The 9,821-nt window shown below is 64.0% G+C and carries 11 protein-coding genes; 7 read left to right on the top strand and 4 right to left on the bottom strand.

What is annotated here, in order from left to right; all coding sequences use genetic code 11:
• Together ACOZKU_RS12590 and coxB are read right to left on the bottom strand one after the other, a co-directional pair.
• Positions 1–1,251, bottom strand: a 1,251-nt coding sequence (locus ACOZKU_RS12590; protein WP_421579172.1) for a cbb3-type cytochrome c oxidase subunit I, incomplete at its 3' end; no start/stop codon positions are given.
• A gap of 19 nt (positions 1,252–1,270) precedes the next feature.
• Positions 1,271–2,155 (bottom strand): cytochrome c oxidase subunit II, encoded by an 885-nt coding sequence (gene coxB, locus ACOZKU_RS12585; protein WP_314087293.1) that lies wholly within the window; start codon positions 2,153–2,155, stop codon positions 1,271–1,273.
• Positions 2,156–2,588: 433 nt separating this feature from the next.
• Between coxB and ACOZKU_RS12580 the strand changes: the two genes are divergently transcribed.
• The 5 genes from ACOZKU_RS12580 (at position 2,589) to tldD (ending at position 6,219) form a co-directional block, all read left to right on the top strand.
• On the top strand, positions 2,589–3,224 hold the full coding sequence (locus ACOZKU_RS12580) for a TetR/AcrR family transcriptional regulator (protein ID WP_421579171.1): 636 nt from the start codon (positions 2,589–2,591) through the stop codon (positions 3,222–3,224).
• Positions 3,221–3,757 carry a GFA family protein gene (locus tag ACOZKU_RS12575; protein WP_314087289.1) on the top strand — a complete coding sequence of 179 codons (537 nt, stop codon included), beginning with the start codon at positions 3,221–3,223 and terminating at the stop codon, positions 3,755–3,757. Before ACOZKU_RS12580 ends, ACOZKU_RS12575 begins: the two co-directional genes overlap by 4 nt.
• Entirely contained in the window at positions 3,750–4,073 is a 324-nt protein-coding gene (locus ACOZKU_RS12570; RefSeq protein ID WP_421579170.1) for a DUF6958 family protein, read from the top strand. The genes ACOZKU_RS12575 and ACOZKU_RS12570 overlap by 8 nt, the downstream gene beginning before the upstream one ends.
• Before the next feature lie 120 nt (positions 4,074–4,193).
• Positions 4,194–4,724 carry an invasion associated locus B family protein gene (locus ACOZKU_RS12565; protein WP_421579169.1) on the top strand — a complete coding sequence of 177 codons (531 nt, stop codon included), beginning with the start codon at positions 4,194–4,196 and terminating at the stop codon, positions 4,722–4,724.
• Between the two features lie 79 nt (positions 4,725–4,803).
• Positions 4,804–6,219, top strand: coding sequence for a metalloprotease TldD (gene tldD, locus ACOZKU_RS12560; protein ID WP_421579168.1), 1,416 nt, complete (start codon positions 4,804–4,806; stop codon positions 6,217–6,219).
• Positions 6,220–6,316: 97 nt separating this feature from the next.
• On the opposite strand, the gene ACOZKU_RS12555 is transcribed toward tldD, so the two are convergent.
• Positions 6,317–7,222 carry a LysR substrate-binding domain-containing protein gene (locus tag ACOZKU_RS12555; RefSeq protein ID WP_421579167.1) on the bottom strand — a complete coding sequence of 302 codons (906 nt, stop codon included), beginning with the start codon at positions 7,220–7,222 and terminating at the stop codon, positions 6,317–6,319.
• A 384-nt stretch (positions 7,223–7,606) separates the two neighbouring features.
• Here ACOZKU_RS12555 and ACOZKU_RS12550 point away from each other — a divergent pair, with 384 nt between their 5' ends.
• Entirely contained in the window at positions 7,607–8,662 is a 1,056-nt protein-coding gene (locus ACOZKU_RS12550; protein ID WP_421579166.1) for a polysaccharide deacetylase family protein, read from the top strand.
• A 10-nt stretch (positions 8,663–8,672) separates the two neighbouring features.
• Here the strand turns inward: ACOZKU_RS12550 and pdxH are convergent, their stop codons facing one another.
• The gene (gene pdxH, locus ACOZKU_RS12545; protein ID WP_314087278.1) at positions 8,673–9,293 is read right to left on the bottom strand and encodes a pyridoxamine 5'-phosphate oxidase; all 621 of its coding nucleotides are present in this window, start codon (positions 9,291–9,293) and stop codon (positions 8,673–8,675) included.
• Between the two features lie 68 nt (positions 9,294–9,361).
• Between pdxH and ACOZKU_RS12540 the strand changes: the two genes are divergently transcribed.
• A complete protein-coding gene (locus tag ACOZKU_RS12540; RefSeq protein ID WP_421579165.1) occupies positions 9,362–9,808 on the top strand; it encodes an RT0821/Lpp0805 family surface protein in 447 nt (148 codons plus the stop codon).
• Positions 9,809–9,821: the final 13 nt, after the last annotated feature.

Below are 9,821 nucleotides of genomic sequence, written 5' to 3'. Positions count from 1 at the left end.
GTGGGCAACCACGTAGTAGGTGTCGTGCAGGGCGCGGTCGAGGCCGGCATTGGCGAGCTGGACGCCCGTGACGCCGCCGACGGTGAACAGGAAGATGAAGCCGATCGCCCAGACCATCGGCGTCGTGAAGCGGATGGAACCGCCCCACATCGTCGCGATCCAGGAAAAGATCTTCACGCCCGTCGGAACCGCGATGACCATCGTGGCGAAGACGAAGTAGCGCTGCGTGTCGAGCGACATGCCGACCGTGTACATGTGGTGTGCCCACACGATGAAGCCGACGGCGCCGATGGCGACCATGGCATAGGCCATGCCGAGATAGCCGAAGATCGGCTTGCGCGAGAAGGTCGACACGATGTGGCTGACGATGCCGAAGCCGGGCAGGATCAGAATGTACACTTCCGGGTGACCGAAGAACCAGAACAGGTGCTGGAAGAGGATCGGGTCACCGCCGTTTTCCGGGGCGAAGAAGGCCGTGCCGAAGTTGCGGTCGGTGAGCAGCATGGTGATGCCGCCTGCCAGAACCGGCAGCGAGAGCAGAAGCAGGAAGGCGGTGATCAGAACCGACCAGGCAAACAGCGGCATCTTGTGCAGCGTCATGCCCGGAGCGCGCATGTTCAGGATCGTGGTGATGAAGTTGATCGCGCCGAGGATCGAGGATGCGCCGGCAATGTGGAGGCCGAGGATCACGAAGTCCATCGCCGGACCGGGCTGGCCGGCCGTCGAGAACGGCGGATAGATCGTCCAGCCGCCGCCCGCGCCGTAAGCGCCTGCCGGGCCTTCGACGAACATCGAAAGCAGCACGAGCAGGAAGGCCGGGATGATCAGCCAGAAGGAGATGTTGTTCATGCGCGGGAACGCCATGTCAGGCGCGCCGATCATGATCGGCACCATCCAGTTGGCGAAGCCGCCGATGAGGGCGGGCATGACCATGAAGAAGATCATGATGAGCGCATGCGCCGTCGTGAAGACGTTGAACATGTGCTTGCCGCCGTCGATGGCGGCGTCACCTTCGAAGCCGTAGACCATAGCGGCCAGGCCGTGGAAGATCTGGATGCCCGGCTCCTGCAGCTCCATGCGCATGACCACCGAGAGCGTACCCCCGATGATGCCCGCACAGATCGCGAAGATCAGGTAAAGCGTGCCGATATCCTTGTGGTTGGTCGAAAGAAACCAACGCTGGAAGAAGGTAAGCGGCTTGTGTTCGTGGTGATCGTGGTGATCGCCGTGGGCAGCGGATGTTCCGGCCATGGATCAGACTCCCTAGGTATTACTGCGCGGCGTTCTGGGCGACGTCTACGGCCTTCGCCGCACCGTCGACAGACGCCATCAGGGCCTTGTTTGCCTCGCCGACATTCGTCGCGGCGGCAGCAAGCCAGGTATCGTATTTCTCTTGCGAGACGACGCGGATGGCGATCGGCATGAACGCGTGGTCCTTGCCGCAGAGCTCGGAACACTGACCGTAGAACAGGCCTTCGCGGTCTGCCTTGAACCAGGTTTCGTTGAGACGGCCCGGCACGGCGTCAATCTTCACGCCGAAGGAGGGCATCGCGAAGGCGTGGATCACGTCCGCACCCGTGACGAGCAGGCGAACGTGCTTGCCGACCGGGATGACGATTTCGTTGTCGACGGCGAGCAGGCGCGGATAGACGGCCTTGTCTTCCTTGCCGGCAGCGGCGCGATCGGCGTCAGCCAAGAGAAGGCTGTCGAAGGAGACCGGCTTGTCGCCGACCTGGTATTCGTAACCCCAGTACCACTGGTAGCCGGTGGCCTTGATCGTCAGTTCCGGCTCTTCCGTCGGCGCGAGCTGCTTGGTGAGAAGCTGGAAGGAGGGAACGGCCAGGAACAGCAGGATGACGACCGGGCCGAGCGTCCAGACGACTTCGATCAGCGTGTTGTGGCTGGTCTTCGACGGAACCGGGTTCGCGCCTTCGCGGAACTTCACGACGACGATGACGAGCAGGAGGAGAACAAACAGCGTGACCGGGACGATGAACCAGAGTGTGTAATGCTCGAACCAGCGAATTTCTTCCATGATCGAAGTGGCGGCGGGCTGGAAGCCCTTCTGCCACGGAAACGGCTGATCAGCGAAGGCGGTCGAAGCAAAGAGCAGACAGCCGATCGCGGCCAGAACTGCAAAAGCTTTGTTTTTCACAACGTATCTCCCCAAGGCGTTTGACTGGGATCAAACAGACGCGCAGAATCCCTGCTATACTGAGTGCTTAAAACCACAGTTTCATGCTCGCCGCAACAGCCATGGGGCTGCGTCTGTGCGGCATTTTTGCGCAAAAGCAAAAGCCTCCCGCCGATCCCCACAGTTTCCACACAATTCCCTATAGCATGAAAGGTTTGGCCGCCGCGACCCCCGTGTCGATGCACCCGGCGACCCACCACCGCGACTCATTTTGCACCGGTCGAACCACATTTTGGCGCGCGACCTGCCCAATCGTACCGGTAGCCCTCCCCTCGCCTCATCGCGGATTTCGCAATCGCTCCTAAAACACACCTCAAAAAAGGCCGGCGACACCCATCACCGGGACTTAAATGGCTTCGCTTGACACATACCGACCGTATGGTATGCTTTGAACATGTCCAGACCGACCAAACACGCGCCCGAACGGGGCAATGCACGCACCCGGCTTCTCGAAGCCGCCCGCGACCTCATCCGCGCCAAGGGCTTTGCCGGCACCAGCGTGGATGATCTCTGCAAGGCGGCGGATGTGACGAAGGGGGCCTTCTTCCACCACTTTTCCAGCAAGGAGGCGCTCGGCGTCGCCGCGGCGGATTTCTGGGCGGAAACGACGAGCGCCTTCTTCGAGGCCGCGCCCTATCACGGCCCGGCCGATCCGCTCGACCGCGTGCTCGCCTATGTCGCGTTCCGCAAGGCGATCATTGAAGGTGAGATCGCCGAATTCACCTGCCTCGTCGGCACGCTGGCGCAGGAGGTCTATGCCAGCGCGCCCGATATTCGCGATGCCTGCGCGCGCAGCATGTTCGGCCATACCGCAACGCTGGAGGCCGATATCGAGGCGGCCCGGCAGGCACGCGGCATCGAGGACGGCTGGACGGCCGAGAGCCTCGCCCGACACACCCAGACCGTCATCCAGGGCGCCTTCGTGCTCGCCAAGGCCGCCAACGACCCGGCGCTGGCCCGCGAAAGCCTCGACCATCTCGATCGATACATCCGGCACCTGTTTCATTTAACGAGGGAGCATGCAGCATGACGAAGACCACGATCATCGGATGCCGATGCGGCACGACGCATTTCGAGGTGACGGGTGAACCGATCCTCGTTTCGGAATGCCTGTGCAATAGCTGCCGGGCGGCCGCCGCCCGTCTCGAGCGCCTGCCCGGCGCAAAACCCATGCTGACGCCATACCAGGCGACGCCGAGCGCGGAATACCGCAAGGACCGCATCAAGATCCTGTCCGGCGCGGAAACCCTCCGGGAATTTCGCCTCACCGCCGATGCCGGCTCGCGTCGCATCGTCGCGACCTGCTGCAATACGCCGGTCTTCCTGGAGATGAAAGGTGCCCATTGGCTGAGCGTCTATCTGCATCTCTGGCCCGCCGAGACCCGCCCGAAGCCCGAACTGCGCACCATGGTCGGCGATCTCAAGGACCCGTCCGCCCTTCCCGCCGACATTCTCAACCTGAAGACCCATCATCTGAAATTCTACGCCAAGCTTCTGAAAGCCTGGATCGCGATGGGTTTCCGCACCCCCAAGATCGATGTGAGAGGCGCAATCGATGCCTAGCGAAAAGATATCCATCGAAAACGTGCTTCGGCCCGGCAAGACCTATCGCGCCGACCGCGCGAAATACGAGGCGATGCGGGCGGCCCTTCTGACCATCCTGCCAGGAGAGGCCCCCGGCCTGACCGTGCCGGCCGCGCGCGACGCGCTTCTGCCGCATCTGTCCGAGGAGTTGTTTCCGGGTGGCGACAAGGCCGGCTGGTGGCTGAAGGCCGTGCAGCTCGACCTCGAAGCCAAGGGCGTCATGGCGGGCGCCGACCAGCCCCGTGCGGCTCTACCGGCCCGCCGCGTGAGACGGTTAAACCGCGCCCACTTATAAAGTGCAGCCCCGAGCGTCCAATTTCCGCCTTCAATCAATCGGAAAGGAGCGCTCGGGGCTTTTCATTTCTCTGCCGTCCCTTCAAAGATACCCCGACTGATTCGAGATTCCGAGGTTTTCATGGGTTTTGCTTCCCTTTCCCGGCTGTCCCGGGCGGCATTCGGCCTTGCCGTCTTCTCGCTCGGCGCCATGGCGCTTCCGCCGCTTGCAGCGGCCCAGCAGCCCGGCACCGTGAAATCGAACCATGGCGCCTGGTCGATCGTCTGCGACCAGCCGGCCGGCGCCTCGGGCGAGCAATGCGCGCTGATGCAGAACGTGCTGGCCGAAGACCGCCCGGAACTCGGCCTCTCCGTCGTCGTCCTGAAGACCGCTGACCGCAAGGCCAAGATTCTCCGCGTGCTCGCACCGCTCGGCGTGCTGCTGCCCAATGGCCTCGGCCTCAATGTCGACGGCAAGGACATCGGCCGCGCCTATTTCGTGCGCTGCTTCGCCGATGGCTGCTATGCCGAAGTCGTGCTCGAGGACGAGCTCCTGAAGACCTTCCGCTCCGGTGCGACCGCCACCTTCATCGTCTTCCAGTCGCCGGAAGAGGGCATCGGCATCCCCGTCGACCTCAAGGGCTTCGGCGAAGGCTACGACGCGCTGCCGTAAGCTTGGCGCCCGGCGGGCTTGCCGCCCGCCGCCGGGGAACTTACATGAACCCGGTCTTTCAATGCTTGCGGAGCCTGCCATGAACACCGACCTCCTCTCCCTTTTCGATGCCGACGAGGCATCCGTGCAGGCGGTGCTTCGGGAAACCTTGGAGAGCGCCGACGACGGCGAGCTCTTTCTCGAGCATGCGCAGGCGGAATCGCTATCCTTCGACAATGGCCGGCTCAAGGGCGGCAGCTTCAACACCGACCAGGGGTTTGGCCTGCGCGCCGTGGCCGGCGAGGCTGTCGGCTATGCGCATTCCGGCGAGATGACGCTGTCGGCGCTGAAGCGCGCGGCCGATTCGGCCGGCGCCGTGACCCGCGGATATTCCGGCGACTACGCCGCCGCCCCCCAGGGCACCAACCGCCAGCTCTACAGCCCCGACAACCCGATCGGCTCGCCGACCTTCGAAGCGAAGGTGGCGCTGCTGACCGAGATCGATGCCTACCTGCGCGGCAAGGACCCGAAGGTGCGGCAGGTCACGGCCTCGGTTGCCGCCAGCTGGCAGGTCGTCAACATCCTGCGCGCCGATGGCCACCGCGTCACCGACATCAGGCCGATGACTCGCATCAACATTTCCGTCGTCGTCGGCCAGGGCGACCGGCAGGAAACGGGCAGCTACGGCATCGGCGGACGCACGACCTTCGACGCCTTCCTGACCGAGGAAAGCTGGCATGCCGGCGCCAATGAGGCGCTGCGCCAGGCGCTCGTCAATCTCGAAGCGATCGAGGCGCCGGCGGGCACGATGGATGTCGTGCTCTCCAACGGCTGGCCGGGCGTGATGCTGCACGAGGCCGTCGGCCACGGGCTGGAAGGCGATTTCAACCGCAAGAAGACGTCGGCCTTCGCCGGGCTGATGGGCGAGCAGGTCGCGGCCAAGGGCGTCACCGTCGTCGATGACGGCACGATCGACAATCGCCGCGGCTCGATCACCATCGACGACGAAGGCACGCCCTCGGCCTACAATGTGCTGATCGAGGACGGCAAGCTGGTCGGCTATATGCAGGACCGGCAGAATGCCCGGCTGATGGGTATGAAGGCGACCGGCAACGGGCGCCGGCAGGGTTATGCCTATCGCCCGATGCCGCGCATGACCAACACCTACATGCTGTCAGGCGACAAGACGCCGGAGGAGATCATCGCCTCCGTCAAGAACGGTATCTATGCCGTCTCCTTCGGCGGCGGGCAGGTGGATATCACCTCCGGCAAATTCGTCTTCGGCTGCACGGAAGCCTATCTCATCGAGAACGGCAAGGTGACGGCCCCCGTCAAGGGCGCCATGCTGATCGGCAACGGCCCGGACGCCATGCGCCGCGTCTCGATGATCGGCAACGACACCAAACTCGACACCGGCATCGGCAATTGCGGCAAGGCCGGCCAATGGGTGCCGGTCGGCGTCGGCCAGCCGCATCTGCGCATGGACCAGATCACCGTCGGCGGCACGAAGACCTAGAGTTTTTCAGGGAAAAGTGGGAACCGGTTTTCCCGACAAGACAAACGAAAACAAAAGAATCTAGAGTCTGTCAGGTTCAGAATGAACCTGACAGACTCTAAGAGCCGCCCCCTGCCCCTACATCGAGGCGCGGCAACAGCCATTGCCGGAACGCCTGCGCCTCCGGTGAAAGGCGCTTAAAGCTGCGCGCCACCAGCCAATAGGCGCCATGGCGGATCGAGAGATCGAAGGGCTGGACGAGGCGGCCGGCGGCGATGTCCTCGGCGGCGAGGAACCGATCGACCAGTGCCACGCCATGGCCGCGCAGCACCGCCTGCAGCACCAGATTGCCCTCAGCGAAAATCTGCGCGCGGCCGAGCGGCGCATCCGGCAACCCGGCGGCGGCGAACCAGCGTTCCCAGACGCTGCGGTTTTCCTCGTGCAACAGGGTGTGCGTCAGAAGATCGGCGGGCGTTTCGAGCGGCGGGCTGTTCGCGAGCAAGCCGGGGGCGATGACCGGCACCATCTCCACATCCATCAGGTGATTGACCTCCGTGCGCGGCCAGGCCTTGGCGCCCATGCCGTGACGAATGGCGATCTCGGCCTCGTGGGTGCGGAATTCGATGAGCCGCATGTCCGAATCGACGGTTACATCCACCTCGGGATAACAGGTGCGGAAATCGTCAAGATGCGAGACGAGCCAGCAGGCGGCGAAGGACGGCTCGGCGCTGATTTCGACAAGCCCGCCGCCGCGGCGGCCGCGGATTTCCGACAGGCTCGCATCCATCGCGTCGAAGCTGCGCGAGAGCACGCCAAGCAACGCGTGGCCTGAGGGTGTCAGACGCACGGCCCGGTGGCGGCGCTCGAAAAGCGGCTTCCCGAGCTCGGCCTCCAGCTCTTTCACCTGCCGGCTGACGGCGGCCTGCGAGACGGCAAGCTCATCGGCCGCCAGCGTGAAGCTGCCCAGCCGGCCCGCCGCCTCGAAACTCCGCAATGCCGTCAAGGGCAACCGTCCGCGCTTCATCGCATAACCTCAAGTCATTCGAAATCGACGATAAACTCGTTTGAGCGAGGGAGGCAAGCGGGCGGACAATACGGGCAATCCAAGTTTGCCCGGAGGAGATGACATGTTCATCCCGATCATTACCGTTTTTTCAGACGTCGTCCGCCTGTTGACCTTCCAGCCGCCGCGGGTCGAGGGAAGCGCCCCATTCGGTCGCCCCTGCCCCGAAGTGGAACACGACCTTCCACCTGTCGAACGCTGTGCCCCCGCTGCGGCGCAGTCGCCCGAACCGCGAAAGGAAACGGCGCCCTTTAAGCGACAATGCGTTGCGGATAGGCCGCGTTAACGCCTCGGATACCATGCAAGCCCCATAAAGGCGGCTGGTTCAACGATCAGGAGGCGGGAATGCCGATCCGCAGCGTCATGCGACAAGGGCTCAAACGCGCCGTCATCACCGGCGGGCTCGAAGTCGCGCATCTGGCGGAGCGTGCCGGCCTGATGGCCTCGGCGCGCGGCATGGGCGCGATCTTCACCCTGCACCATGTGCGGCCGAAGACGCCGCAGGTCTTCGATCCGAACGCCCATCTGGAGATTACACCCGACTTTCTCGATGCCGCGATCGGCCATCTGACGGAGGAAGGCTACCAGTTCGTGGCGCTGGCCGACATGCCGGCGCGCCTTGTCATCGCCCGCGCGGGCGAGCGCTTCGCCGCCTTCACGCTCGACGACGGCTATCGCAACAACGCGGTGCATGCCCAGCCGGTCTTCACGCGCCACAAAGTGCCGTTCACGGTGTTCGTCGCGCCCGGCTTTGCCTGCAAGACCCATGGCATCTGGTGGGAGACGCTGACGGAGCTTCTGCGCGCCTTGCCGCATATCGACTTCGATTTCGGCTCCGGCACCGTCACTCTGCCGCTCGCCACACCCTTCCAGAAACAGACGGCTTACGAGCGCTTCGCCCATTTCATTCATACGCATGCCGAGGAAAGTGCGGCCATCGAGAGGCTCGACGCGGCCGCGCGCGCGCATGGCATCGATCCGCTGATGATCACCGAACGGCTGGTCATGCGCGAGCCGGAATTGAAGAGCCTCGTTCTCAATCCGCTCGCGACGATCGGTGCGCATACGGTGAGCCACCGGGGGCTGGCCCGGCTTTCGGATGCGGAAGCCCGCCGCGAAATGGACGAATCCGCCGAACGCATCGCCGCAATCACCGGACAACGTCCGGATACCTTCGCCTATCCCTATGGCGACCGCGCCGCCGTCTCGCCGCGCGAACTCCAGCTCGCCAAGAATCTCGGCTTCCGCGTCGCCGTTCTCACGGATCCCGGCACGCTCTCAGCCCGCTCCTTCGACACGCCGACGGCGCTACCCCGCATTTCGCTGAACGGGCTGTACCAGAAGCCGAAATATGTCGGGGCGCTCGCCTCGGGCATCCCCTTCCGGCTGATTCGGCGCTAACCCCGTATCCTCACGGATACATCCTGACCTTCGTCCAGCCCTTGCCGTCGTCCACGCGGCGGAATTCCACGCGGTCGTGCAGGCGGAAGGGGCGGTCGTGCCAGAATTCGATCGAGACGGGTTTCAGGCGGAAGCCGGACCAGTGCGGCGGGCGGGGGATGTCGCCGATCGCGTAGCGGGCGGTGTATTCGGCGACGGCCTTTTCCAGCGCGAAGCGGCTTTCGAGCGGGCGCGACTGTTTCGAGGCCCAGGCGCCGATGCGGCTGCCGCGCGGGCGCGAGGCGTAATATTCGTCGGCCTCGGCATCGCTGACGACCTCGATCTCACCACGGATGCGGATCTGCCGGCGCAGCGATTTCCAATGGAAACACATCGCCGCCTTGCCGGCCGAGAGGATTTCCTGGCCCTTGCGGCTCTCGAAATTCGTGTAGAACACGAAGCCCCGCTCGTCGAAACCCTTCAGCAGAACCATGCGCACATTGGGCAGGCCCGTCTCGTCGACGGTGGCGAGCGCCAGCGCGTTGGCATCGTTCGGCTCGCTCTTGCCGGCATCCGCAAGCCAGCGTCCGAACAGGGCATAGGGTTCGTTTTCCTCGGTGAAGTCACCGCTTGTTAACGCATTTTCGCTCATATTCGATTCAAAGCCGATCTTTTTGGGCCGATTTTGGCCGCTCTTTTCGACTGCATGAGGCAGCTGGGGTGAACGTCATAGCAAAGTCGCGACCGGAGACAAAGCCATACTGGGCGCGCTGCATCGTCCTCGCAGCCGTCACGACCTCGGCCGCGTTCCTGTCGGGCTGCATGAGCGGCCTCGACCTCTTCGAAGACAGCAAGGTCGACAGCACCATCCGCACCAGCACCGTCGCGAACGGCGAGCGCCTCTCCGACGAGACGACCGTGCGCAATGCCGTGTCCTCCGCCGATCTTGCACAGGCCGCGGGCCAGCCCATTCCCTGGGCGAACTCCGCTTCGGGAAGCGCGGGCGTCATCAGCACGATTGCGGAAAACCGCGACGGTGCCGGCCGCACCTGCCGCGATTTCGTGACGACGAAACACTCCTATCAGGGCATCGCCAACTATTCCGGGCGCACCTGCATGGCCACATCGGGCGAATGGCTGCTGCTCGCCTTCGACCGCCAGGGTTGAACCCGGCCGCCCT

Origin of the sequence: Shinella sp. M31, from assembly GCF_049199205.1 — a bacterium.
GTDB lineage: Bacteria > Pseudomonadota > Alphaproteobacteria > Rhizobiales > Rhizobiaceae > Shinella.
This window is presented reverse-complemented; position numbering and strand designations above follow the sequence as displayed.

Bases quoted from the DNA above. Each gene is read 5' to 3' on its own strand.
- ACOZKU_RS12580 (WP_421579171.1), top strand. From the start codon at position 2,589: ATGTCCAGACCGACCAAACACGCGCCCGAACGGGGCAATGCACGCACC.
- ACOZKU_RS12575 (WP_314087289.1), top strand. From the start codon at position 3,221: ATGACGAAGACCACGATCATCGGATGCCGATGCGGCACGACGCATTTC.
- ACOZKU_RS12570 (WP_421579170.1), top strand. From the start codon at position 3,750: ATGCCTAGCGAAAAGATATCCATCGAAAACGTGCTTCGGCCCGGCAAG.
- ACOZKU_RS12565 (WP_421579169.1), top strand. From the start codon at position 4,194: ATGGGTTTTGCTTCCCTTTCCCGGCTGTCCCGGGCGGCATTCGGCCTT.
- tldD (WP_421579168.1), top strand. From the start codon at position 4,804: ATGAACACCGACCTCCTCTCCCTTTTCGATGCCGACGAGGCATCCGTG.
- ACOZKU_RS12555 (WP_421579167.1), bottom strand. From the start codon at position 7,222: ATGAAGCGCGGACGGTTGCCCTTGACGGCATTGCGGAGTTTCGAGGCG.
- ACOZKU_RS12550 (WP_421579166.1), top strand. From the start codon at position 7,607: ATGCCGATCCGCAGCGTCATGCGACAAGGGCTCAAACGCGCCGTCATC.
- pdxH (WP_314087278.1), bottom strand. From the start codon at position 9,293: ATGAGCGAAAATGCGTTAACAAGCGGTGACTTCACCGAGGAAAACGAA.